Below are 24,967 nucleotides of genomic sequence, written 5' to 3'. Positions count from 1 at the left end.
GAAACTATGCGCTTACCGATCATTCTGGATACCGATCCCGGTATTGATGATGCGGCGGCGATTGCCGCGGCGCTGTTCGCACCCGAGCTGGATCTGCAGCTGATGACCACGGTGGCGGGCAATGTGTCGGTGGAGAAAACCACCCGCAACGCTCTGCAACTGCTGCACTTCTGGAACGCCGATGTCCCGCTGGCCCAGGGCGCATCAATGCCGCTGGTTCGCCCGCTGCGCGACGCCGCCTCTGTGCACGGCGAGTCAGGGATGGAAGGCTACGATTTCGTTGAGCATAACCGTCAGCCGCTGGCAAAACCGGCATTTCAGGCCATCCGCGATGCGTTAATGTACGCGCCGGAGCCGATGACTCTTGTGGCGATTGGCCCGTTAACCAATATCGCGCTACTGCTGACCCAATATCCCGAATGCCGTTTTAACATCCGCCGTCTGGTGATCATGGGCGGTTCTGCCGGGCGCGGCAATTTTACGCCGAATGCGGAATTTAATATCGCCATCGATCCGGAAGCAGCAGCCAAAGTGTTCAACAGCGGACTGGAGATCGTGATGTGTGGACTGGACGTCACCAATCAGGCGATGTTGTCCCCGGACTACCTTGCGACGCTACCAACGCTTAACCAGACCGGAAAAATGCTTCATGCGCTGTTTAGCCACTATCGCAGCGGTAGCATGAGCAGCGGCCTGCGCATGCACGACCTGTGCGCGATCGCGTGGCTGGTTCGTCCGCAGCTCTTTACTCTTGAACCGTGCTTTGTGACGGTAGAAACCCAGGGGACATGGACCTCGGGAACGACGGTGGTCGATATCGAAGGTAAATTGGGCCAGCAGGCAAACGCGCAGGTGGCGCTTGGGCTGGACGTCGAAGGATTCCAGCGCTGGGCGGCCGAGGTGATAGCGCTGGCACCTTAACAATCAAAGATAAACATCAGGGAGATGTAGGTTATGACTTATGGACAAGCGTATCTTAACGGCTGGAAAAAAGGCTTAAATTTCAGCGGAGTGGCCAGCAGGCAAGAGTTCTGGTCTTTTTTTATCATCAACCTGCTGATTCTGGCGTTGCCGCTGGCGGCCTGGTTTTTGGCGATGCAGCATAACTATCAGTACGGAGTTTTTATTTTTTACGCCGTGCCGCTCAGCGCTATTCTGTTGCTGCCGATGGTCATCCCTATGCTGTCCGTTGGTTGCCGCAGGATGCACGACATCGGTCGTTCGGGCTGGTGGTTCGCTCTGTGTCTAATTATTCCGTGGTTTTTGATCGTCGCGCTGTGGCTATGCTGCCTGAAACCGGCCTCATCTTCTCGCTAAGATAATCAATCATCGCCCGCATTCTGGCGGGCATATGCTTATTGCCCGACCATAGCAGCCAGAGCTGACCGGAATAGCTGCTGATAAACTCCCACTCCGGCAGAACCAGCACAATTTCACCGCTCTTCAGCGCTTCACGGGCGGTAAACAGCGGCAGGCTGCCGATCCCCAGATTCTGCTTCACGGCATCGAGGCGTACGGCGGTATGGTTGGCAGCATAGCGACCATGCGTCTGAATCGTCTCGGTTTTGCCATCGCGGCGGAACTTCCAGCGCGAATCGGCGGGTGTTTCGCCAAGGCTGATACAGCTATGTTCACGCAGATCCTGCGGCGTTCGCGGTCTGCCATATTGCACCAGGTAGCCAGGCGTTGCGCAGATAACGTGGCTGACCGGCATCAGCGGCTTACCGTGCAGACCCGGCGAGGGCGTATGGGTAATACGTAGCGCCAGGTCGATACCGTCATCAATAAAATCAAGAACGCGATCCTCAAGCCGCAGACAGACGTCGATCTTCGGGTAGCGGCTAAAAAACTCCAGCATCAGCGGGTGAATGACAAAGCGTCCCACGGCTTTAGGTACGCTTAGCGTGAGCTTTCCCTGGGCCACCGTCTGAGTACTGCCGGCGGCATCCATGGCCTGACGCGCCGACTCGAGCATCTCCAGCGCATGTTCATACACCGTATTACCGGTATCGCTGAGGCGCAGCTTACGCGTGGTGCGATGTAGCAGCTTGCTGCCCATCTCCCGCTCCAGGCGCGAAACACTGCGGCTGATGGCGGAGGGGGTGGTCCCTGTCATGCGGGCGACGGCGGAAAAGCTGCCCTGTTCGACAATCTGCACGAACAGGGCGAGATCGGGCAGTAGGTTTAGATTCATTTGTGCTTCCTGGGCATAAGTGCATTGGTATATGACAGGATTATCGCTGCCAGGAATATCAATATACTGTCCTGACAGAGAGGAGAACAACCATGACTGAACGTCTTTATTACACCAGCGATGCCGCCGAATGTCGTGCGCGAGTGGTGAATTGTCTGAGCGAAGCCGATGGGCGCTACGCCATTGAACTGGACCGCACCCTGTTTCATCCGCAGGGCGGCGGGCAACCAGCCGATCGCGGCTGGATTGCTGATGTTGCGGTTGAAAGCGTTATCGCGCGCGGCGATAGCATTGCGCATATTGTTTCGCAGCCGCTGGTGCTCGATGAGGTGGCAATCCGCATCGATATTGAGGCGAGGCAGATACATGCGCGTTTGCACTCTGCCGGACACTTGCTGGGTCAAGCTGGTGAGTCGTTCGGCTGGCAGCCGATTAAAGCTCATCACTGGCCAGGAGAAGGGCGCATTACTTTTGCGGCGGGTGCTAATGCCGTGCTGCCCGAGGCCAGCATGCTGCTGGAAAAAGTCGAAACCTGGCAGGCAGAGAATTTACTGCGTCAGGTCTCTTTTGCTGATGGCCTGCGCAAGGTGGGCTTCGGCGACATGTTGAGCTATCCCTGCGGCGGTACCCACGTTGCCAGCCTGTCTGAGTTGGGGAAAGTCGTCATTACTCAGGTGAAGATGAAAAAGGGCCAGATGATCGTGAGCTACACTCTGGATTGAAAAAGGAGGGCGCGTGGCTGTAATCTGTTTGTGTGATTTCGCCAGCAAAGACGCCATCTTGATAGCAGGTTAATCGATTAATCTGCTATTCTGACAGCGCTGTTCTCCTCGGGCCGGAGACACATATGAATCCTGTTTTTATCCAGCCGCCGCAGGTGGCATGGGCCAGCGGAGCATTATCCGACGGCCCGCTATTACGTAAATCAACGCGAATCGAAGATCTTGCTGGGATTTTTGTTGATGAACTCGCCCGGCAGGCCATGCCCGGCGATCTCACCGTTTATGATGTTGAAATGCTGACCACTTCACCCGCTGAGGGTGAACTTTATACCGGCGTAACCCACCTTTATCCCGGCAAAGTCGGTCATGAGTTTTTTATGACCCGCGGCCATTTCCATCATCGTCGTGAGCAGGGCGAAGTCTATTTCGGCCTGCGCGGGAGCGGCTTGCTGCTATTGCAAAATGAGCAGGGCGAGGCGCGACTGGAGAAGGTCTTTGTCGGTTCGGTCCATATCATTCCTGGTTTTACCGCTCACCGACTTATCAATGTCGGCGACGATGTGCTTTCCGCGCTGGCGGTTTGGCCTGCCGTCGCCGGGCATGATTACGCGGCGCTGGCAGGCGGCTTTGCGCTGCGGGTGATTGAGGAGAATCAGACTGTTCAGGCAAAGGAGGTGCAGAATGGCTGACTCAGCCCGCCGTTACGGCCTGGATATGGCGATTCATCATCAGCCGTTGGGTTTTAGCTATGGTGAAGATGTGACCGGCCCGATGCCGGAGATCCGCCGCCTCGATCAGATTCGCGCTTCGCTGCGCGACCCGCATTGCGACGGCCCGCAAGAGGTTTATGCCATCGCCATGGATGTGGCGAGGATGCAGGATCGCGAAACGCTGCAAAAGCGCATGCTGCTGTTTGGCGTGGTGACCTATGCCGCCGGGCGTTTGGGTGAAGAGCCGATTCGCAGTCAGGGACATGTTCATCGTATTAGCCAGCACAGCGGTTGGTCGCCGCCGGAGCTGTATGAAATCTGGCAGGGCAGCGCGATTATCTATATGCAGGAGTACGTTGAGGACGACCCGGGCCGCTGCTTTGCGGTGATTGCCGGGCCGGGAGAAAAAGTACTGGTCCCGCCGGGATGGGGGCACGCCACAATATCGGCTAACCCGGAGGTGCCGCTCACCTTTGGTGCCTGGTGCGACCGTGAATATGGTTTTGAATATGAGGCCGTACGGGCGCATAAGGGGCTGGCGTGGTATCCGCTATTGCAGGATAAGCATGTGGTCTGGCAGCATAATCCGCGCTACGTTCCGGGACGTTTACAGGCGGTCACCCCTCGGGAGTACACCGAGTTTGGTATAACCCCCGCCCCGATTTATCAGCAATTTATTGACGATCCGGCACGCTTTCAGTTTATCTCCCGCCCGGATAAAACGGCAGAACTGTGGTGTAACTTCCATCCATAAAAAACCGGGGCTGAACGCCCCGGTGTGTCACATCCACAAAAATTAACCGGCAAACAGGCCGCTGGCGACGCCAAGCGCTGCCAGCACCAGCAGCAGTACCATCGCTTTCACCGGTGAAACACCGCGCTTCGCCATCAAATACCAGGTCCCTAACACCACCACCAGCGGCAGCAACTGCGGGAAGATGCCGTCGAGCATCTGTTGAACGTGGATATTGACGCCATCCTGGGTGATGAACTCCAGCCCGGTGCTCAGCTTGACATAGCTGGCCGCTACGCCGCCCATCACAAAAACGCCTAATAGCGATAAGGCTTCGCGCAGGCGGGCTGATTTGCTGCTGACCAGCATCTCCACCGAGCCGGAGCCCATTTTGTAGCCTTTGAGAAACAGGAACCACGAGCCGGGCAGGATAATCGCCAGCCAGGCGACGGTATAAAACAGCGGCCCAAGAATATTACCGCCTGCCGCCAGCGCCATCCCGATGCTGAGCAGTATAGGGATCAGCATTCCGGGGATCATCGAATCGCCGATCCCGGCAATTGGCCCCATCAGACCCACTTTCAGGGTGTTGATCGTTTCGCCGTCGATCGGCTCGCCGTTGGCCTTTTTCTCCTCCAGCCCCAGCGCCATCCCATTAACGATCGCGCCGATCTGCGGTTCCGTATTATAAAACGAGGCGTGACGGCGCAGCATTTCGGTACGCTGGGCGGCATCCGGGTAGAGCTTTTTCGCCACCGGCAGCATGCTCAGGCAAAAGCCGAAGGACTCAAGGCGCTCAAAGCTCATTGACGACAGGTTATGCATCATCCACGCCCGCCAGCAGCGGCGCAGATCTTTACGGGTAAGAGTACGCTCTTCCATCAGAATTCATCCTCATCATCGACCACCGGTCTCGCGCCCGCAGCCTGCGGCGGTTCCGGTTTATAGTTGTAATGGATAAGCGCCAGCAGCGAACCAACGATCACCAGCGCGACCATGTTGAGCTTCAAAAAAACGATGCAGACGAAACCGACCAAAAAGTAGATCAGCATGGTGTAGTTTTTAATGATCTGCTTAAGCAGGATCGCGATACCGACGGCGGGCAGGATGCCGCCCAGCACGTTCATCGTCGACAGCACGATTTTCGGCAAACTATCCATAAAACCGCTGATGTACTGCGCGCCGAAATAGACCGCGATAAACGTGGGTACGAAACGCAAAATGAAATTCGTCACCTGCGGCCAGATCGCGCTGTTCAGATACAGCCCGCGCTCATCGCCGCGATCCAGCGCCACGTCGGCCCGGTGGTTCCAGAAGGAGTTCAGTACCATCATCGCGTTGAATAAAATGGTTCCGGCGATACCAATTGTCGCCGCCAGCGCCACCGCCACTTCCGGCCCTTTGCCCGACAAAATACCCAGCGCGATGGCCGGATAAGCGACAAAGTTGAGATCCGCAGGCATTGAGCCGCCCGGCGTCACCATCGCGATATACACCGCCTGTACCGCAACGCCTATCATGATCCCGGTTTTCAGATCGCCGAGAATCAGCCCGACCAGCATTCCGGAAACCAGCGGTCGGGTAATCAGGTACCAGCCGCCGGTCAGCCCGAAAAGCCAGGGACTGCTCAGCGCGCCCAGGTAGCAGAGAATGCCAATTAGCGTAGCTTCGATAATCATCGTTCGCTCCTTATTTCAGCTTCTGTCGGGCGTCCTGCCAGCTGTAACAGCTGGCATCCGGGACCAGGCGGAATTCCACGTGATGCCCGTGCTGCACCAGCCAGTCAAAGGCAGCGATCTCGTCCGCGTTGACCGACTGATTTGGGCCGATGGTCGTGGTGTCAGCCCGGGCGCTCATCGGGCCAACGTTGATTTTGCCGTTGGCGTTTTTCAGGCTGATCCCCGCTTGCTCAATGCGTTGCAGAGTGAGCGGGGATTTACCGATAACGAAATAGCGCTTCTCGCTGGCGATCACCTTGGGCAGTTTTTCAATTGCCGTTGCGGTATCGAACAGCCAGACTTTGGTGTCCTGCACGGCACCTTTCATCACCGATGAGAGCAGCGGGTCGGCCGCGACGGCGTCGTCAATAGCGACAATCCCATCGCAGGGCAGCTCTTTGGCCCAACGTGTCACGAGCTGCCCATGGATAACGCGGTCATCAATACGAACAAATGAGATACTCATAGCGGTTTCCTTTAAAAATCATCTGACTGAACGGATAAAACCGGAACGGCTTTTATCAGCGTCGGGACGGTCATTTCCAGCAGTTGCTCGGCTGCGGCATGAACGTCGGTGAAATGGCTAACGTCTTCACTTTGCAGCAGCATGGGAAAATTCACGCCCGCCACGACGGCGAGCGGAGGCGTTGTTTCGGTGGAAAATGCATGCTGGCAGGCGACGTTCCACGGGGTCCCGCTTTGCATATCGCATAGCACCAGCACGCCATCGGCGTTGTGTCCTGCGTTTTTTAGCGTCGTGGCGAAATCCTGTTTAAAGCCTTCAATGCCCGCCTGATCGCTAAGGGTCACGGTGAAAACATGCGGTAATTCACCGTAAACCATCCGGCTGCTGGCGAGCAGGGCGTCGGCGAGAGGACCGTGGCTGGCGACAATTACATTGATCATGCGTTTATCCTCTTACCCAGGCTTTGATGGTGGCGAGCTGCTGCCCGATGCCTTCGCCCGCCGGTGAAATCCGGTATTCGCCGACCGCTGCGGGAATAATAAAAGTCTCGGCATAGTGAACGGTGAAGGGCTCAAATGCTCCGCTTGGGCTATCGACCACCGCCTGAGCGCCCTCTACCAGGTTCAGCACGTTCACGCCGCCCTGAGTGTGGTGAGTGACTGGCGCAGTAAACCAGTGACGACGGGTTTCGATAAACTCGCGTTCGTGCATTCCGGTTCGTTCTTCCCGCCAGCCTTCACCTTCGGCGATGGGATCGATACGGTTCACCAGATTCTCCTCGACCCACTGCGTATCACGCTGCCAGTCGATAACCTGCTCGCCGTGATCGAGATGCACAGGGCGTGGTAAACCATCGAGGCCCAGGCGGCCCCAATCCCACAGCTTGAAGGTGAAAATATACGGTGTGGCGCTGATCTCCAGCACCATCGTGCCGCTACCGGAGCAGTGGACCGTCCCGGCCGGGATCAGGAAGTGATCGTGTTTCCGCGCCGGGATTTGGTTAACAAAACGCACATCGTCGAACGCTTTTTCTCCGCGCCCAGCGGCGCGCAGGTCGTCCAGCATCGCCTGCGGCTCAATGCCGGTTTTGGTGCCGAGATAAACCACTGCGCCTGGCTCTGCTTCAAGAATGTAGTAGCTCTCATCCTGGGTGTAATGCATGCCAAACTGCTGCTGGATATATTCGGTCAGCGGGTGGACCTGGAAACTCAGATTTTGCCCGCCGATGGTGTCGAGAAAATCAAAACGGATCGGAAATTCCGCGCCGAAGCGGGCATGAACCTTCTCGCCAAGCAGCGCACGAGGGTATAGCAGCACCAGGTCCTGAGAGGGGATCTCGATCCGCACGTCGCCAAAACGCAGTAACAGGCTGTTTTCCTCGGGCACGCAATCAAAACACCATGCGTAGTTGGGGGCCGTGGGATCGAGATCGAATTGTTGTTTCATCCACTGCCCGCCCCAGACGCCGGGGTCGAAGAAGGGAGCGACGCGGAATGGACGAGTAGTGGTTTGTTGCAGCCCGGTGCGCAGCGCCTCTCCGCTGACCAGCGCCGGGGCATTCTCTATGGTGGTATCGAGCAGAAAATCAGCTCGCTTGAGCAGCGGTGTTTTATGGCGATCGAAAACCCGCCATTCAATAAAAAAGGCGCGCTTGTAGCGGCGAAGAATATCTTCATCCTGGTTCTTAGCCCCCCAGTTGCCCAGCCCATCGTGACGCATACGCTGCTGAATTTCCCAGCGCGGCAGGTCGGCGTAAATCAGGATATCGCCCGAATGCGCTAATGCCGCACCTGGCCCGTAGACGACAATTATGCCCTCGCGGGTGGCGTCGATTTGCTGGCGTATCCGGCATAGCTTTTCTTCATCAAAAAACTCATCCAGATGATGACAGGAGAGGACGCCGAATACGCGGTCGTCGGTAAGGTTGCGCGCCAGCAGGTCGTGCAGCGCTTGCTCATCCCGGCGGGCAGATTCGACGTTGTGCGCAAGCCGGATATTGAGTAACGGCAGCAGGCGTTGCTCCAGCTCAGCAAGCCGTACTCCCGGATAACAATCCACAACCACAATGGTTCTGGACGCGGTGGAAATTCGGTTATTAAGCGCCGCGGCGACGGCCTCCCAGCCTTGCCAGGCCTGGTCGTCGTAACCCTGAATAGCTACTTCAGGGAATTTATCATAGGTCGTTTGCATGTTTTCTCTCCGTATTCGCTAAATAAAGATTAATCGATTAACCTTATTTTGATAGTGTGGTTAACGCGATTAACCCGGCATAATCAGCAACTGAGCGAATGAAATGGGCGTTAATGTGAGTGCAGTCACAGGGAATAATGCAATTTTTAGGTTATTCGATTAACCTGATGTGAACGAACAGGAGGAATCATGACGACAGTGACGCTGGCGCAGGTCGCCGAACGGGCGGGGGTCTCTACGGCGACCGTCTCAATGGTATTACGCAATCGGGGGCGTATTTCGCAGGCCACACGCGACCGGGTATTGAAAGCGCTGGATGATACCGGCTACGTCTACAATCAGACCGCCGCCAACCTACGCAACCGCAGCAGCAATCAGGTTGGACTGCTGTTGCACGATATCACCAACCCGTTTTATGGCGAGATGACGGCGGGCCTGAGCCATGAAATGGAACGCCATGATTTACTGCTGTTTCTGGCTAATAGTGAAGAATCTGGCGAACGCCAGCAGAAGTTTGTGGACTCGCTGATGCGCAATAGCGCCTGCGGGATGGTGTTGTGCGCGGCGCGGGAAACACCGTCCTCGTTTTTTGATGCGCTGAAAAGACGCAATATCCCGGCCATTATGGTGGTGCGCCCGTTGAGCGACCCGGACTTCGATTTCGTCGGCACTGATAACTTTCTCGGCACCCAGATGGCGACGACGCATCTGCTAAAAATGGGTCATCAGAATATCGCCTTTATCGGCGGTAGCCCGAGCTCTGGCACCCGGGCGCAGCGCATTGGCGGTTTTACCAGCACGCTGCTGGAAAGCGGTATTTCTCCGAATCCACACTGGATCGTCACCGCTCAGGCAAGCCAGATTGATGGCGCCAAAGTGGCGGAATCGCTGTTATCGCAATATCCGCAAATTACCGCCGCCGTTTGCTATCAGGATATTGTCGCTCTGGGAGTGATGCAGGCGCTGCGTAAAATGGGCCGCGAGCCGGGGCGAGATTTTGCGCTGGTGGGCTTCGATGATATTACCGAAGCGGCGCTGGTTCAGCCTGCGCTAACCACCGTTTCGGTGGCGGCGAAAGAGATTGGTCGTAAAGCGGGCGAGCTGCTATATAGCCGTATTCAGGGCAATGATGAGCCGCCGAAACGTATTATTCTGCCGCCCGCGCTAGTGATCCGCGAATCTTGCGGTTTTCGCCAGGGCGATTAAGCGGTGTCGGTCACTTTACCGTGATAAATTCGCTCCGGCCTGCCGACTTTACCGTAGCTGATTTCCGCTTCGAGAAAATCGTTTTTCACACCTTGCTCCAGGTAGCGGCGAGCGGTAGTTTTACTGCTGCCGAGAATGCGGGCGAGCGTGTCGGCGGTATGAACGATTTCCGGGTCAGTGAAGAGCTGTAATACGCGATTAAAGGTGCTTTCATCGATGCCGCGCAGCGCAGACCCAGCGGCTTCGGTATGCTCCTTGGCCTGAATATTAAAAAGGGCGTCAACGTGGGTCTGGCTGGCCTGTTCGCTGGAGCGCAGTGAGCTGCGATAGCGGGCAAAGCGCTCAAGCGTATGCTGCAAGCGCTGATAGTGCACCGGCTTAATCAGATAATCAAAAACCCCCATCCGCAGGGCTTCACTGATGGTATCCATGTGATTATCAGCAGTAATAAAAATGATGCGGCCTTTGTAGTTGGTGTTGACGGCGTGGCGGATCAGATCGAGGCCTTTGCCATCGGGCAAAAAGTTATCCAGCAGAATCAGCTGTGGCTGATAGAGACGGAGCAGCTTTTTGGCGCTTTCCAGTTTATCGGCAATGCCAATGACTGCGAACTGGGGAAATTGTTTGATGGTATCCACCAGGATTTCCGCCAGCATAGGTTCGTCTTCAACGATGAGGGTTGTGATGCTATCCATGATGTTCATCTCGGGTCAGGGGGATATAAAGAGTAAAAATAGCGCCAAAGGGAATGTTGTCATCGACGACGATATTGCCGCCCGCCTGCTCAACGTAGCTACGAACCAGCCACAGGCCGATACCATGATCGCCGCTGTCGCTGCTGGTCACGCCGCGTTCAAAAATGCGATCTCGCATTGGCTCATCAATTCCACAGCCCTGATCGGCGATCTCGATGATCACTTCACCGCCCTCGCTGTTGATCAGGCACTCAATCTGCTTTGAGCCTGCCGGCTGGCGCAAGGTGGCATTGTAGGCGTTGTCCAGCAGATTGCCGACGATCGAGATCCATTCATTGTGTGAAAGTGATGAAGGCAGAGTGTCGACGTAACAGGAGGGGTCGAATACCAGTTCTAAACCGAGCTCTTTGGCGCGGTAGTATTTGCCGATCAGCAATCCGGCGAGGTGGTTCACTTTAAAATTATGCGCAATAAAATCGAGCACTTTCTGGTGGCTTTCAGACTGCTGCTGAATGAGATCCAGCGCGTTATCGTAGCGTTTTAAAAACAGCAGACCGGCGATAGTGGAGATCAGGTTGCGATGCTCATGCTGCACGGCACGCAGGTTATCTGCGTACTGCTGGACCTGGCTGAGCTGCAGGCTAAGGGTGTTGATATCGTCTTTGCTACGAAAGCTAATGACCCAGCCCTGAGGCTCGCTATTGAGCGTGACGGCCATCCGGCTGGCGATCACTTTGATCTGATTAAAGGTGACGATTTCATCTTTCTTGTTCTCCTGCGGCGCGTCGTAGAAGAACGTCTCCTGGGAGATAACGCTGCTGATGCTTTTGCCGATCAGGATGGTTTCCGGCTGGCTCAGGTTCAATAGCCGTCGCGCAGTCTGATTAATAGCGGTAATTTTGTAGTGTGAATCGATAGCAATCAGCCCCTCAAATACCGATTCAAACAGCACGCTTTGCTGAATAAGCAGCTGTGATAGCTGCTGCGGTTCCATATTCAGCATCTGTTTTTTAATGTGCAGTGAGAAACGCCGGGCGCAGTAGAGCAGCAGGAGCAGCATGATAGCCATCGGGATCATCAGCGATCCGATCTGTAAACTAAGCCAGTTCTCCAGCTGTTCGATGGTATAGCCCACCGATACGATGCCGAGCACTTTGCCGGTGCTGTCCTGGATAGGTGATTTGCCGCGTAATGAAGAGCCAAGTGATCCTTTGCGTACCGAAACGTAGCTTTTGGCGTTGTACAGCGCATCGTCGCTGTCGCCGCCCTCCATATATTTACCGATTTCATCAGGATTCACGTGATACAGACGCTGGCCTTTCGCATCGCCGACGGTAATGTAGGTAGCATCGGAAAACGATCGCATTGGGTCGATAAGCGCTTTAATTCGTGCCAGATCGTGTTTTTCTACCGCTTCGACCAGTTCGGGCATGGCGGAGATTTGCATCGCCTGAATCAGCGCGCGCTGGCCAACCTGGTAATGCAGGCGCTCTTCCGTAATGCTGGTGAGATACCATGACATCGCCAGCATCACGATTGTTGAGGTGAACAGGATCAACAGAAAGATCCGGTTCTGGAACGAACGCCGGGCAAACCAGTGCGTGATTTTTCGGGTAAACATTGGGCGAATTGACATCAAAAGGTCATTTTCTCTTTTTTCGAGGCCAATGACGCTGAATCGGCCCACAGTTTTGCTGATTTCAGAAGTCATTCAGTTGGAATACGACGTTTTACGTATCCCCGGTGGCGGGCGATTTGCCCGTAGGAGCGGGTTTTTACACCGTAACCTGAACTCTCTCCCGGAGGCGGTGCACAGCGCCGCCTCCGGGAAGAGCACGGAACTACATCGCCAGCACGTACTTGAGCATCACCCCGGCGGCAATCGCCGAGCCAATCACCCCGGCCACGTTCGGACCCATCGCGTGCATCAGCAGGAAGTTCTGTGCGTCCGACTCCAGGCCCACCTTGTTCGACACCCTTGCCGCCATCGGCACCGCCGACACCCCGGCTGAACCAATCAGCGGGTTAATCGGATTCTTACTGAATTTATTGAGCAGCTTCGCCATTAATACCCCGGCGGCGGTACCCACGCAGAACGCAATCACCCCCAACACCAGGATGCCCAGCGTCTGCGGTTGCAGGAACTTGTCCGCCACCAGCTTCGCCCCCACCGACAGCCCCAGGAAAATGGTCACGATATTAATCAGACCGTTCTGCACCGTGTCGCTCAGACGCTCCACCACGCCACTCTCGCGCATCAGGTTGCCGAAGCAGAACATCCCCAGCAGCGGCGCCGCGTCCGGCAGCAGCAGCGCCACCAGCAGCAACAGCACCGCCGGGAAGAGGATTTTTTCCCGCTTACTCACCGTGCGCAGCTGCACCATGCGGATTTTCCGCTCTTTATCGCTGGTCAGCGCCTTCATAATCGGCGGCTGGATTAACGGCACCAGCGCCATATACGAGTACGCCGCCACCGCGATGGCCCCCAGCAGCTCCGGCGCCAGCTTGCCCGACAGGTAAATCGCCGTCGGGCCGTCCGCGCCGCCGATGATGCCGATGGCCGCCGCCTGCGGCAGGGTGAAGGAAATCAGGCCGAAGTAGTTCAGCGTCAGCGCCCCCAGCACTGTGGCGAAGATACCGAACTGCGCCGCCGCCCCCAGCAGCAGGGTGCGCGGGTTGGCCAGCAGCGGGCCGAAGTCGGTCATCGCCCCCACGCCCATAAAAATCACCAGTGGGGCGATGCCTGAACCGATGGCGACCTTATAGAAAATCGCCAGCACCCCGGACGAGTAGCCCATATCCACGGCGAGGTCTTCCATCTGGTTTTGTACCGACGGCAGCGCCAGCGCTAATGCCTCCTTGATGGCATGCACGTCCGGCAGGCAGTTGAGCTTCGCGGCAATCACCGCCAGCTGCCCGGCGTCGTGATGGGCCAGCAGGCTCTCCAGCGCGGTCAGCGCCAGCCCGGCCTCCGGGATATTCGACAGCAGCCCGCCGAAGCCAATCGGCAGCAGCAGCAGCGGCTCGAACTTCTTCGCAATCGCCAGCCACAGCAGCAGCAGGCTCACCAGCAGCATGATGGCCTGGCCGATGCCGAGGTGCATCAGGCCCATGCCCTGAATCAGGGCGTTCAGACTTTCCATTTCTGTTCCTCTTCCTTACGCCAGCTGCATCAGGGTGTCGCCCACGGCGACCGCGTCCCCGGACTTCACGGCGATACCGCGCACGGTCCCGGCCTGCGCGGCGCGGATTTCGGTTTCCATCTTCATGGCTTCCAGAATCAGCAGCACGTCGCCTTCCGCCACCATCTGGCCCTCTGTGGCAATTACCTTCCAGATGTTGCCCGCCAGCGGCGCGGTGACCGGGGTGCCTGCGCCGGCCGGAGCGGCAGCGGCTGGCGTGGAGGCAGGTGCAACCGCCGTCAACTGGCTGATATCGCCGCCGTCGCTGACTTTGACCACAAAGGCCTTACCTTCCACCTCCACGGTGTAAATACCGGAAGCGGCCGGTTTTTCTGCTTTTGCCACCGGCTGCGCGGTTTCCGCCTGCGGCACCGGCTCAAACGCCGCCGGGTTGTGGCGGTTCTCAAGGAATTTGAGGCCGATTTGCGGGAACAGCGCCACGGTCAGCACGTCGTCGATGGCGTTTTCCGCAAGCTGAATACCCTTCTCCTGCGCCTGGCGCTTCACGTCGGCCTCAAGCTGCGCCAGCTCCGGTTTCAGCAGGTCCGCCGGGCGGCAGGTCACCGGGGCAGCTCCTTCCAGCACGCGGGCCTGCAATGCCGCATTCACCGGTACCGGAGTATGGCCGTATTCGCCTTTCAGAATCCCCGCCGTTTCTTTAGCGATAGTTTTGTAGCGCTCGCCGGTGAGGACGTTAAGCACCGCCTGGGTGCCGACAATCTGCGAGGTCGGGGTGACCAGCGGGATAAAACCGAGGTCCTCGCGCACGCGGGGAATTTCCGCCAGCACCTCATCCAGCCTGTCGGCGGCGTTCTGCTGCTTCAGCTGACCCTCGAGATTAGTGAGCATCCCGCCCGGCACCTGGGCCACCAGAATACGGCTGTCGTAGCCCTTCAGCTGGCCTTCAAAGGCGTGGTACTTCCTGCGCACCTCGCGGAAGTACGCGGCGATGCTCTCCAGCTTCAGGATATCCAGCCCGGTGTCGTACTGTGTCCCGGCGAGGGTGGCGACCAGCGCCTCGGTGGCCGGGTGGCCGTAGGTGGCGCTCATGGAAGAGATGGCGGTGTCGACGCCGTCAACACCCGCTTCGATGGCCTTCAGCAGGGCCATCTCCGCCATCCCGGTGGTGGCGTGGCAGTGCAGGTGCAGGCGCACGTCGTGGCGTTTTTTGATTTCGCTCACCAGCTCAAAGGCCGCCGACGGGGTGAGAATGCCGGACATATCCTTGATGGCGATGGAATCGACGCCGGTTTCCAGCAGCTGTTCGGTCAGGTCCAGCCAGGTCTGCAGGGTGTGCGCCGGGCTGGTGGTGTACGAGAGCGTGCCCTGAGCGTGCGCACCGTGGCTGCGCACGGCTTGTAAAGCCGCCTTCATATTGCGCGGGTCGTTCATGGCGTCGAAGACGCGGAACACGTCCATGCCGTTTTTAACGGCGCGTTCAACGAAGCGCTCCACCACGTCATCGGCGTAGTGGCGGTAGCCGAGCAGGTTCTGGCCGCGCAGCAGCATCTGCAGCGGGGTCTTCGGCATGGCTTTTTTCAGCTCGCGCAGGCGGACCCACGGGTCTTCGCCGAGAAAGCGGATGCAGGCGTCATAGGTGGCGCCGCCCCAGCATTCGAGGGAGCCGTAGCCCACGTCGTCGAGCTGAGCGGCAATCGGCAGCATATCGTCAAGGCGCAGGCGGGTGGCGAAAAGGGACTGGTGGGCGTCGCGCAGGACGACATCGGTAATGGCAACGGTCATGGAATGCTCCGTGAATTAAGGGTTAAGGCGGCGATGGTGGTGGATAGCGGCGGCAATCACCGGCTTTAAGCGGGCGAAGTCGTCAGCGGGCGCGGCGGCAACGGGAGCCGCTTTGGGCGCCGGGGCCGGTTCAGGGAAGAAGCGGTTGACGGCGGCGGACATGCCCTGGATGGCGAAAATCAGCAGGAACAGAAACGCCAGCACGAATCCCATGCCGAGGAACATCAGGGTGAAGCCTTCACCCAGCAGTACTGCATCACTCATGAAAAGGTCCAAAAGTAAGGGCACGATGGCGTGTTTGAAAGTAAATTCATTGGTGCGTCCGGCTAAGGAGTAGGGTGGATTTCCCGAAGCCGCCCCCGGCCCTGGACCCTAATTTGCACCGCTGTGGTTTACGCTCAAACATCGCCATCGTGCGTGTTTATTACATCATCATGCCGAACACGATGCTCGCGATGACCAGCACAATACCGCCGCCCAAACGGGAGGAGATTTGCGCATAGGAGATAAGATTCATACGGTTACAGGCAGAGAGTACTTCCAGGTCACCGGAACCGCCGCGGTTAGCCATACACAGGCCAGCGGTAATTGCGGATTCAATCGGGAAGAAGCCAATCAGCCAGCCGCCGACGGCGGCACCGACGACGGCACCCACGACGATGACTGCGGCAATCACCACGTTAGCGAAGGTGATCGCGTCGATGATCTCTTGCAGGTCGGTGTAGCACACGCCGACGCCGACCATCAGCACCCACAGCAGTTGCTTAGAGAAGAAGTCAGACAGACGTTTAGCACCGGCTTTGATTTCCGGCGAGCAGAGGCCAGAGGCGTTCAGCGCCGCGACGATTAGTACCATCCAGGCGAAGTAGTGGATGGAAATGCCGCCAATGCTCGGCAGGATTTTTTTAGCGAGAACGTAAGCCAGCAGGAAGCAAGTGGTGGCGAGCACCAGGCCGACCGCCGTTTCACGATGGGTAATCGCGCCCGCTTTTTCATCGTCTTCGACTTTGAACGAAGCTTTACGTACCAGCTCGCCTTCACCGCTCAGCCAGGTATATTTTTTGCCGATAATATCGAGGAGTGCGGCGAAAACGATGGCGAAGATGTTGGCGATAGTCAGAATAGCAATCGCGGTCGAGTAGTACTCTTCACGAGAACGACCGGTGACGGAGTGATAAATTTCAGACAGCGGAACTGCGCCTGCACCGTTGCCGCCGCCCATAATCGGCAGGACATACAGCATCATGATGCGATCGATAGAAATACCGAAGCACAGCCCGATAGCAATGCCAAAGATTGATGCCCCGAGGATCCCCATAAGGATAGTTGGAATATAACCCAGTAGGGATTTCAGCAACAGTTTACGGTTAACCGCGAGAATAGCACCGGTAATCAACACTGCGATGAATAAGTTCAGGAAGTTACTTTTATCCATCACATTGGTGATTGCGTCGATTTCTCTCTGTGTGAAAATACCGGCATAAACAAAATACGCAGCCACCAGGAAGATCATTACCGGTGCGCCACCAATATATTTATTAAATATCGGTAGACGTTTACCAATTTCACCAAAAATAGCGCCAATAATAAACATTATCGCGAAGCCGCCCACGATATCAGTGGGTAGCGCGTCATAAAAGTGTGAAAGGAGTAGTGTAATTAATGCAAACGCGTAAAGCGGGAGCGGCATACCGAAGATTTTAAACCCCAGTATATCGCTAACGCCTTTTTTCTCCGCTGCCGGAGCCTGGCTCATGTTAGTCATGACGTCACCCTGTGAAAAATAATAAGGCCGTTGGAAAAAACAATAATAAGACGGCGGCATCATAATAAATATACTCCTGGCTGATATGTGATTATCTTCACTGAACGGCTGTGTTTTTAATTAATTTAATTGTTTTTATTCCTCTGAATTAATTAACAACATAAAAACCATAAAGCCAATTAAGGTACGGGGAAAAGTGTGATTTAAATAAAAGAACCGCTACGGGAACGGTGGCGAAATACAGTTCGTTTTTGGTTAATGAAGCGCGAAAAAATGAATCTGATATTAAAACGCGTCGTGGTACAAAAAGATCCCCGGCGGCGAGAGGCGGTTGATCTCTTCCTTCACCAACATCAGCTCTCTCTCGAAGCGGATTGCGAAATCGTGATTGTCGCCGAGCATCAGCGGCGTATTGTCGGCTGCGGTGCGATTGCCGGGTGCGTGCTGAAGTGTATTGCCGTCGACCCGTCGCTACAGGGGGAAGGGCTAAGCCTGAAGCTGCTGACCGAACTGATGACCCAGGCGTATGAACTGGGCCGCAGCGAACTGTTTTTATTCACCAAACCTTATTCCGCCGCGCTCTTTTCCTGCGCTGGATTCTGGCCTATCGCCCGCGCGGGCGACCAGGCCGTATTAATGGAAAATAGCCGCGAACGTCTGGCCCGCTATTGCCGCCAGCTCACGATGTACCGTCAGCCCGGGGAGAAAATCGGCGCTATCGTGATGAACGCCAATCCTTTTACGCTGGGGCACCGCTGGCTGGTGGAACAGGCCGCCCGCCAATGTGACTGGCTGCATCTGTTCGTGGTGAAGGAAGACGCGTCATTTTTCAGCTATCAGGATCGCGTAGCGCTGATTGAGCAGGGGATTGCGGGAATTGAAAACGTCACCCTGCATCCTGGATCGGCTTACGTTATTTCCCGGGCAACCTTCCCCGGCTATTTCCTCAAAGACAAAGGCGTGGTTGACGATTGCCATTGCCAGATCGATCTGCAGCTCTTCCGCGAACATCTCGCCCCGGCGCTAGGCATCACTCACCGCTTTGTCGGCAGCGAACCGCTGTGTGGATTAACCCGCAATTACAACCTGCGCATGCGGCAACTGCTGGAAGCGCCGGGCGAGACGCCTGCAATCAAGGTGGTTGAGCTGGATCGGGTTGAGAAGGGCGGCGAGCCAATCTCTGCTTCCCGAGTGCGCAAGCTCTATAACGCGCGGCAGTGGTCGGCTATCGAGCCGCTGGTGCCGCCGGGAACGCTCTCTTTTCTGATGCATCTGGCGGAAAGCGAACATCAAACCGCCTGATTTTACCTCCATAACTAAGGATCTGCCTCTATGGAAATAATGATTGACGCCCTGGCCGGCACGCTGGAATCCAGCGATGTGATGGTCAGGATCGGGCCTGCTAATGAGCCGGGCATCCAGCTTGAAATCGACAGCATTGTGAAGCAGCAGTTTGGCGCGGCGATTGAGCAGGTGGTCAGAGAGACTCTGGCGCAGCTTGGTGTTACCCAGGCGAATGTGGTCGTCGATGATAAAGGCGCGCTTGAATGCGTACTGAAGGCGCGCGTTCAGGCAGCGGCGCTACGCGCAGCGCAACAATCTCAACTGCAATGGAGCCAGCTATGAAACCTCGTCGCAGTATGCTGTTTATTCCCGGCGCCAACGCCGCGATGTTAAGCACCTCTTTTGTTTACGGCGCAGACGCGGTGATGTTTGACCTCGAAGATGCCGTTTCGCTGCGTGAAAAAGATACCGCCCGCCTGCTGGTGCATCACGCACTACAGCATCCGCTGTATCGGGATGTCGAAACCGTGGTGCGTATTAACCCGCTCAATACCCCGTTTGGCCTTGCTGACCTCGAAGCGGTGGTGCGTGCGGGTGTGGATATGGTCCGTTTACCGAAAACCGATAGCAAAGAAGATATCCATGAGCTGGAAGCCCACGTTGAGCGCATTGAGCGTGAGTGTGGCCGGGAAGTGGGCAGCACCAAATTAATGGCGGCGATTGAGTCGGCGCTTGGAGTGGTGAATGCGGTCGAGATCGCCCGCTCCAGCCCGCGTTTGTCGGCCATTGCGCTGGCGGCCTTTGACTACGTGATGGATATGGGCACCTGCCGCGGTGATGGCACCGAGCTGTTTTATGCTCGCTGCGCGGTGCTGCACGCCGCCCGCGTCGCCGGGATCGCGGCCTATGACGTGGTGTGGTCGGATATTAACAATGAAGAAGGTTTCCTTGCGGAAGCGAATCTGGCGAAAAATCTAGGCTTTAACGGCAAATCGCTGGTGAACCCGCGCCAGATTGAGCTGCTGCATCAGGTTTATGCTCCAACGCTTAAAGACGTCGAGCATGCGCGCGAAGTTATCGCGGCGGCGGAAGAGGCGGAAGAGCGCGGTCTGGGCGTGGTATCGCTGAACGGCAAGATGATAGATGGACCGATTATCGATCATGCGCGCAAGGTCGTGGCGCTGTCGGCTTCCGGCATTCGTGATTAAGGGGGAAATAATGAAAGAGACCGTGGCAATGCTTAATCAACAGTACGTCGTGCCGGAAGGATTAGAGCCCTATGCGGGCGTGACGGCGAAAAGCCCGTGGTTGGCCAGCGAAAGCGAAAAGCGCCAACGTAAAATTTGCGCCTCGCTGGAAGAGGCGATTCGCCGCTCCGGGTTGCAAAACGGCATGACCATCTCCTTCCACCACGCGTTTCGCGGCGGTGACAAGGTGGTCAATATGGTGGTGGCGAAGCTGGCGGAAATGGGCTTTCGCGATCTGACGCTGGCTTCCAGTTCGTTGATTGACGCCCACTGGCCGCTGATCGAGCATATTAAAAATGGCGTGGTTCGCCAGATTTATACTTCCGGCCTGCGCGGTAAGCTCGGGGAAGAGATCTCTGCGGGCCTGATGGAAAACCCGGTACAAATTCACTCCCACGGCGGTCGTGCGCATTTAGTGCAAACCGGCGAACTGAATATTGACGTGGCGTTCCTTGGGGTGCCGTGCTGCGATGAGTATGGCAACGCCAACGGCTTTAGCGGCAAATCGCGCTGCGGTTCGCTCGGCTACGCCAAAGTGGATGCTGACGCGGCCAAATGCGTGGTGCTGCTGACCGAAGAGTGGGTGGATTATCCGAACTACCCGGCTAGTATCGCGCAGGATCAGGTTGATCTGATCGTACAGGTTGAGGAAGTTGGCGATCCGGCGAAAATCACCGCTGGGGCGATCCGCCTGACCAGCAACCCGCGCGAGCTACTGATCGCCCGCCAGGCAGCAAAAGTGATCGAACATTCTGGCTACTTCAAAGACGGCTTCTCTTTGCAAACCGGTACCGGCGGCGCATCGCTGGCGGTAACCCGCTTCCTCGAAGATAAGATGCGTCGTAATGAGATCACCGCCAGCTTTGGTCTGGGCGGGATCACTGGCACGATGGTCGATCTGCATGAAAAGGGTCTGATTAAAGCACTGCTGGATACCCAGTCTTTCGACGGCGATGCTGCGCGTTCGCTGGCGAATAACCCGAACCATATCGAAATCTCTGCTAATCAGTACGCGAACCCAAGTTCTAAAGGCATCTCCTGCGAGCGCCTGAACGTGGTGATGCTGAGTGCGTTGGAAATTGATACCGGATTCAACGTCAACGTGATGACCGGCTCCAACGGCGTGCTGCGTGGGGCATCTGGTGGCCATAGCGATACGGCGGCAGGGGCTGATTTAACTATTATCACCGCGCCGCTGGTGCGCGGGCGCATTCCGTGCGTGGTGGAGAAGGTGCTGACTCGCGTCACGCCGGGGGCCAGCGTAGATGTGCTGGTGACCGACCACGGTATCGCCGTGAATCCGGCGCGTCAGGATCTGATCGATAACCTGCGCAGCGCCGGTATCCCGCTGATGACTATTGAAGAGCTACAACAGCGCGCCGAGCTTCTGACTGGTAAACCTGAGTCGATCGAATTTACCGACCGGGTGGTGGCCATAGTGCGCTATCGCGATGGTTCGGTGATTGACGTGATTCATCAGGTTAAAACCGCCAGCTAAACGCATCGAGGAGAGAAGGCATGAGCGAAGTGATCATGAGCCAGCATCGCCAGTTGAGTCGTCAAACGGTCGCGGCGGAGGATATCGTTTCTCGCGTGGAGCGGGCGCTGCTGACGGAAGTTCGCCTGACGCCGAAACCGGGCCTGGTGGATATCCGTAACACCGGCGCGCATCAGGATATGGATCTGGCGTCATTTGAAGCCAGTACGGCGGTTGTCGCCCCATGGATGGAGAAGTTTTTCATTATGGGGCACGACACGGCCAATATCACACCGGAACAGGTGCTGATGATGCTGCGTCCGGTGGGCATGGCCTGCGAGACGGATATGCTGGAAGTCACCGGAGGGGTGAATACTCATCGCGGGGCGATCTTCGCTTTTGGCCTGCTCAGCGCGGCGGCAGGAAGGCTGGTTGCCCGAGGGGAGCCGGTTGAACAGCACCGGGTTTGCGATCAGGTTGCCCGATTCTGTCGCGGCGTGGTTGGGCGCGAGCTTTCCGCCTCGGAAGGGAAGAAGGTGAGCAAAGGCGAGGCGCATTTCCTGCGCTACGGGCTATCTGGTGCCCGGGGTGAAGCTGAAAGCGGCTTTCGTACCGTGCGCACTCAGGCGATGCCGGTATTTAATCGCGTGATGGAAGATACCGGCGACACCAATCTGGCGTTATTACAGACCTTGCTGCATCTGATGGCGTGGAATGACGATACCAACCTGGTTTCACGCGGCGGGCTGGAAGGGCTCAACTTTGTTCAGCAGCAGGCGCAAAAGCTGCTGTGGGAAGGTGGGGTACTGGCCGACGGCGGGCTGGAAGCGCTGCGTCAGCTGGATGATGAGCTGATTGTTCGCCATCTTAGCCCTGGCGGCAGTGCCGATCTGCTGGCGGTGACCTGGTTCCTGTATGGCTTTCCTCCAGGAGAGCTGTTCCTGCATTAATTGCTCGGTTTTTCATCGATAGCTGACCCCGGATTGACCTGCAAATGGCCGAACCGGGGTTCCAGCCCCCATTTGTTCATCCCTTCTCACTGCCCTTTGGCCGATTCCCGGCACAATCGTATAGTTTTTACTGATATCGGCGGCAGTTTGTCATAAATTTCTAATTATCGGTGTTTTTGAGTAGCGGCTCATCGATGGGCTGGTTACTCTGAAAACAATTTACGTAGTGTTAACAAAAGAGAATAGCTATGCATGATGCACAAATCCGCGTGGCCATCGCGGGCGCGGGCGGCCGGATGGGACGCCAGTTAATCCAGGCGGTACAGCAAATGGACGGCGCGGCGCTTGGCGCGGCGCTGGAACGTGAAGGCTCCTCACTACTCGGCAGCGATGCGGGCGAGCTGGCGGGCGTGGGTAAGTCGGGCGTTGTGGTGCAAAGCAGCCTTGAGGCGGTAAAAGATGATTTCGACGTGTTCATCGATTTTACCCGCCCGGAAGGCACGCTGAACCACCTCGCTTTTTGCCGTCAACACGGTAAAGGGATGGTGATCGGCACCACCGGCTTTGATGATGCCGGGAAGCAGGCGATTCGTGATGCTTCGCAGGAAATCGCCATTGTGTTTGCTGCCAACTTTAGCGTCGGCGTCAACGTGATGTTAAAGCTGCTGGAGAAGGCGGCGAAGGTGATGGGCGACTACACCGATATCGAAATTATCGAAGCGCATCATCGTCACAAAGTCGATGCCCCATCAGGTACGGCGCTGGCAATGGGCGAGGCGATTGCTGGTGCTCTGGATAAAGATCTGAAGGACTGTGCGGTCTACAGTCGCGAAGGCTACACCGGTGAACGCGAGCCGGGCACGATCGGTTTTGCCACTGTACGCGCTGGAGATATCGTCGGTGAGCATACGGCGATGTTTGCCGATATCGGCGAACGTATCGAAATCAGCCATAAGGCCTCCAGCCGTATGACTTTTGCAAATGGTGCAGTTCGCTCTGCATTATGGTTGAAAGGTAAAGAAAACGGTCTTTTTGATATGCGTGATGTGCTTGAACTGAACTCTTTATAACGATTATTACCCATCGTGATGTGGTTATTGCATTCAATATGTAATTGATTGCAAAGGGCAATATTTTATTGCCCTTTTTATTTTTCCAGTATTTTTATATTTTTATCATCAAAGCTTCAAAATATTATGTTATCTTCGTGTTTCTTGTTGTTTTATTGTAAATTTTGACCATCTGGTCTACTTTTTTGTTCTCCCTTCAATAATTTTACAATAATCCGGCCCCGCAAGCGTTTCCCCAGGCGAGTTAGTTGATCTTTTTGCCCATTAAGACAGGTATTACTGAATAGTCTCCTGAAATGAGATTAAAAATATCCGCTTTAAGTTGACTTTTACCCGCCATCTCTCCAGAATGCCGCCGTTTGCCAAAATTCTGCGGGCAACAGATTTGCATTGATTCAGATCTGCATTATGAATTAATATGCAAATAAAGTGAGTGGATATTCTCTGGAGGGTGTTTTGATTAAGTCAGCGCTATTGGTTCTGGAAGACGGAACCCAGTTTCACGGTCGGGCCATTGGGGCTACCGGCACGGCGGTTGGGGAAGTCGTTTTCAATACTTCAATGACCGGTTATCAAGAAATCCTCACTGATCCTTCCTATTCCCGCCAAATCGTCACTCTGACTTATCCCCATATCGGCAACGTCGGCACTAACGCCGCCGATGAAGAATCTTCTCAGGTACATGCGCAGGGCCTGGTCATTCGCGACCTGCCGCTGATTGCCAGCAACTTCCGCAATACTGAAGACCTCTCTTCTTATCTGAAGCGCCATAACATCGTGGCGATCGCCGATATCGATACCCGTAAGCTGACCCGTCTGCTGCGTGAGAAAGGTGCGCAGAACGGCTGCATTATTGCGGGCGATAGCCCGGATGCGCAGCTGGCGCTGGAAAAAGCGAAAGCGTTCCCGGGCCTGAACGGGATGGATCTGGCGAAGGAAGTGACTACCGCAGAAACCTACAGCTGGACGCAAGGTAGCTGGACTCTGGCGGGCGACCTGCCGGAAGCCAAAGCAGAAAGCGACCTGCCGTTCCACGTTGTGGCCTATGATTTTGGCGCTAAGCGCAACATTCTGCGCATGCTGGTCGACCGAGGCTGCCGTCTGACGGTAGTGCCGGCGAAGACCTCCGCTGAAGAGGTGCTGAAGATGAATCCGGACGGCATCTTCCTGTCTAACGGCCCCGGCGACCCGGCTCCGTGCGACTACGCCATCGAAGCAATAGAGAAGTTCCTCGAAACCGAGATTCCGGTATTCGGCATCTGCCTCGGCCATCAGCTGCTGGCGCTGGCGAGCGGAGCGAAGACCATCAAGATGAAGTTTGGTCACCATGGTGGTAACCACCCGGTTAAAGATATCGATAACAACGTGGTGATGATTACCGCGCAGAACCACGGTTTTGCGGTGGATGAAGCCTCGATGCCTGCTAACCTGCGCGTGACCCACAAGTCGCTGTTCGACGGCACCCTGCAGGGGATTCATCGTACCGACAAACCGGCATTCAGCTTCCAGGGACACCCGGAGGCGAGCCCGGGCCCGCACGATGCCGCGCCGCTGTTCGACCACTTTATCGAATTGATTAAGCACTACCGTTCTTCAGCAAAATAATCAGGAGCAA

Annotated in this window: 25 protein-coding genes; 13 read left to right on the top strand and 12 right to left on the bottom strand. The window is 56.3% G+C overall.

All coding sequences use genetic code 11. From position 1 onward, the window contains the following. Positions 1-6: 6 nt before the first annotated feature. On the top strand, positions 7-921 hold the full coding sequence (gene rihC / locus DA718_RS24235; RefSeq protein WP_112215041.1) for a ribonucleoside hydrolase RihC: 915 nt from the start codon (positions 7-9) through the stop codon (positions 919-921). Positions 922-954: 33 nt separating this feature from the next. After that, positions 955-1,317 (top strand): DUF805 domain-containing protein, encoded by a 363-nt coding sequence (locus DA718_RS24230; protein ID WP_112215040.1) that lies wholly within the window; start codon positions 955-957, stop codon positions 1,315-1,317. Here DA718_RS24230 and DA718_RS24225 read toward each other — a convergent pair. Then, positions 1,250-2,194: a LysR family transcriptional regulator gene (locus DA718_RS24225; RefSeq protein WP_112215039.1), complete on the bottom strand. Its 945-nt coding sequence runs from the start codon at positions 2,192-2,194 to the stop codon at positions 1,250-1,252. The genes DA718_RS24230 and DA718_RS24225 overlap by 68 nt on opposite strands. A 92-nt stretch (positions 2,195-2,286) precedes the next feature. Here DA718_RS24225 and DA718_RS24220 point away from each other — a divergent pair, with 92 nt between their 5' ends. From DA718_RS24220 to DA718_RS24210, 3 genes are all read left to right on the top strand, one after another. Next, positions 2,287-2,916 carry an alanyl-tRNA editing protein gene (locus DA718_RS24220; RefSeq protein WP_112215038.1) on the top strand — a complete coding sequence of 210 codons (630 nt, stop codon included), beginning with the start codon at positions 2,287-2,289 and terminating at the stop codon, positions 2,914-2,916. A gap of 125 nt (positions 2,917-3,041) precedes the next feature. Continuing rightward, positions 3,042-3,605 (top strand): glucose-6-phosphate isomerase family protein, encoded by a 564-nt coding sequence (locus DA718_RS24215; RefSeq protein ID WP_112215037.1) that lies wholly within the window; start codon positions 3,042-3,044, stop codon positions 3,603-3,605. Continuing rightward, entirely contained in the window at positions 3,598-4,380 is a 783-nt protein-coding gene (locus DA718_RS24210; RefSeq protein ID WP_112215036.1) for a glucose-6-phosphate isomerase family protein, read from the top strand. The genes DA718_RS24215 and DA718_RS24210 overlap by 8 nt, the downstream gene beginning before the upstream one ends. 42 nt (positions 4,381-4,422) lie before the next feature. Here DA718_RS24210 and DA718_RS24205 read toward each other — a convergent pair whose 3' ends face one another. From DA718_RS24205 to DA718_RS24185, 5 genes are read right to left on the bottom strand one after another with little or no spacing between them, the layout of a single operon-like run. Next, positions 4,423-5,241 carry a PTS system mannose/fructose/sorbose family transporter subunit IID gene (locus DA718_RS24205; RefSeq protein WP_112215035.1) on the bottom strand — a complete coding sequence of 273 codons (819 nt, stop codon included), beginning with the start codon at positions 5,239-5,241 and terminating at the stop codon, positions 4,423-4,425. After that, positions 5,241-6,038: a PTS mannose/fructose/sorbose/N-acetylgalactosamine transporter subunit IIC gene (locus DA718_RS24200; RefSeq protein WP_112215034.1), complete on the bottom strand. Its 798-nt coding sequence runs from the start codon at positions 6,036-6,038 to the stop codon at positions 5,241-5,243. Before DA718_RS24200 ends, DA718_RS24205 begins: the two co-directional genes overlap by 1 nt. A 10-nt stretch (positions 6,039-6,048) precedes the next feature. Then, positions 6,049-6,543, bottom strand: coding sequence for a PTS sugar transporter subunit IIB (locus DA718_RS24195; protein WP_112215033.1), 495 nt, complete (start codon positions 6,541-6,543; stop codon positions 6,049-6,051). 11 nt (positions 6,544-6,554) lie between these two features. Further along, on the bottom strand, positions 6,555-6,983 hold the full coding sequence (locus DA718_RS24190) for a PTS sugar transporter subunit IIA (RefSeq protein ID WP_112215032.1): 429 nt from the start codon (positions 6,981-6,983) through the stop codon (positions 6,555-6,557). A 4-nt stretch (positions 6,984-6,987) separates the two neighbouring features. Continuing rightward, positions 6,988-8,733 carry a class I mannose-6-phosphate isomerase gene (locus DA718_RS24185; RefSeq protein ID WP_112215031.1) on the bottom strand — a complete coding sequence of 582 codons (1,746 nt, stop codon included), beginning with the start codon at positions 8,731-8,733 and terminating at the stop codon, positions 6,988-6,990. 189 nt (positions 8,734-8,922) lie between these two features. Here DA718_RS24185 and DA718_RS24180 point away from each other — a divergent pair, with 189 nt between their 5' ends. Further along, positions 8,923-9,939: a LacI family DNA-binding transcriptional regulator gene (locus DA718_RS24180; RefSeq protein ID WP_110272638.1), complete on the top strand. Its 1,017-nt coding sequence runs from the start codon at positions 8,923-8,925 to the stop codon at positions 9,937-9,939. Here DA718_RS24180 and citB read toward each other — a convergent pair. From citB to citS, 6 genes are all read right to left on the bottom strand, one after another. Continuing rightward, positions 9,936-10,634 (bottom strand): citrate response regulator transcription factor CitB, encoded by a 699-nt coding sequence (citB, locus tag DA718_RS24175; protein WP_110272637.1) that lies wholly within the window; start codon positions 10,632-10,634, stop codon positions 9,936-9,938. The genes DA718_RS24180 and citB overlap by 4 nt on opposite strands. Further along, positions 10,627-12,255 carry a citrate sensor histidine kinase CitA gene (gene citA, locus DA718_RS24170; RefSeq protein WP_112215170.1) on the bottom strand — a complete coding sequence of 543 codons (1,629 nt, stop codon included), beginning with the start codon at positions 12,253-12,255 and terminating at the stop codon, positions 10,627-10,629. Before citA ends, citB begins: the two co-directional genes overlap by 8 nt. A 220-nt stretch (positions 12,256-12,475) precedes the next feature. Beyond that, positions 12,476-13,777: an oxaloacetate decarboxylase subunit beta gene (locus DA718_RS24165; protein ID WP_130624401.1), complete on the bottom strand. Its 1,302-nt coding sequence runs from the start codon at positions 13,775-13,777 to the stop codon at positions 12,476-12,478. Between the two features lie 15 nt (positions 13,778-13,792). After that, the gene (gene oadA, locus DA718_RS24160) at positions 13,793-15,559 is read right to left on the bottom strand and encodes a sodium-extruding oxaloacetate decarboxylase subunit alpha (RefSeq protein WP_112217433.1); all 1,767 of its coding nucleotides are present in this window, start codon (positions 15,557-15,559) and stop codon (positions 13,793-13,795) included. Between the two features lie 15 nt (positions 15,560-15,574). Further along, on the bottom strand, positions 15,575-15,823 hold the full coding sequence (locus DA718_RS24155; RefSeq protein WP_130624400.1) for an oxaloacetate decarboxylase subunit gamma: 249 nt from the start codon (positions 15,821-15,823) through the stop codon (positions 15,575-15,577). A 160-nt stretch (positions 15,824-15,983) separates the two neighbouring features. Continuing rightward, entirely contained in the window at positions 15,984-17,324 is a 1,341-nt protein-coding gene (gene citS, locus DA718_RS24150) for a citrate/sodium symporter CitS (RefSeq protein ID WP_112215578.1), read from the bottom strand. 273 nt (positions 17,325-17,597) lie between these two features. Here citS and citC point away from each other — a divergent pair, with 273 nt between their 5' ends. The 7 genes from citC to carA all read left to right on the top strand — a co-directional run bounded on the left by citC (position 17,598) and on the right by carA (position 24,957). Continuing rightward, on the top strand, positions 17,598-18,626 hold the full coding sequence (gene citC / locus DA718_RS24145) for a [citrate (pro-3S)-lyase] ligase (RefSeq protein ID WP_112215579.1): 1,029 nt from the start codon (positions 17,598-17,600) through the stop codon (positions 18,624-18,626). Positions 18,627-18,656: 30 nt separating this feature from the next. Beyond that, positions 18,657-18,950 carry a citrate lyase acyl carrier protein gene (citD, locus tag DA718_RS24140; RefSeq protein ID WP_112215577.1) on the top strand — a complete coding sequence of 98 codons (294 nt, stop codon included), beginning with the start codon at positions 18,657-18,659 and terminating at the stop codon, positions 18,948-18,950. After that, positions 18,947-19,816 (top strand): citrate (pro-3S)-lyase subunit beta, encoded by an 870-nt coding sequence (gene citE, locus DA718_RS24135; RefSeq protein ID WP_112215576.1) that lies wholly within the window; start codon positions 18,947-18,949, stop codon positions 19,814-19,816. The genes citD and citE overlap by 4 nt, the downstream gene beginning before the upstream one ends. A gap of 10 nt (positions 19,817-19,826) precedes the next feature. Further along, entirely contained in the window at positions 19,827-21,353 is a 1,527-nt protein-coding gene (gene citF / locus DA718_RS24130; protein WP_112215575.1) for a citrate lyase subunit alpha, read from the top strand. A 35-nt stretch (positions 21,354-21,388) separates the two neighbouring features. Then, complete coding sequence (gene citG / locus DA718_RS24125) at positions 21,389-22,282, top strand: triphosphoribosyl-dephospho-CoA synthase CitG (RefSeq protein WP_375538818.1); 894 nt, start codon at positions 21,389-21,391, stop codon at positions 22,280-22,282. A gap of 248 nt (positions 22,283-22,530) precedes the next feature. Beyond that, the gene (dapB, locus tag DA718_RS24120) at positions 22,531-23,352 is read left to right on the top strand and encodes a 4-hydroxy-tetrahydrodipicolinate reductase (protein WP_112215574.1); all 822 of its coding nucleotides are present in this window, start codon (positions 22,531-22,533) and stop codon (positions 23,350-23,352) included. Positions 23,353-23,808: 456 nt separating this feature from the next. Then, positions 23,809-24,957, top strand: a complete 1,149-nt coding sequence (gene carA, locus DA718_RS24115; protein ID WP_112215573.1) for a glutamine-hydrolyzing carbamoyl-phosphate synthase small subunit — start codon at positions 23,809-23,811, stop codon at positions 24,955-24,957. Positions 24,958-24,967: the final 10 nt, after the last annotated feature.

This window comes from Klebsiella huaxiensis (assembly GCF_003261575.2).
Lineage (GTDB): Bacteria > Pseudomonadota > Gammaproteobacteria > Enterobacterales > Enterobacteriaceae > Klebsiella > Klebsiella huaxiensis.
The sequence above is the reverse complement of the archived record's forward strand: the minus strand, read 5'-3'. Positions and strand labels throughout refer to the sequence as shown.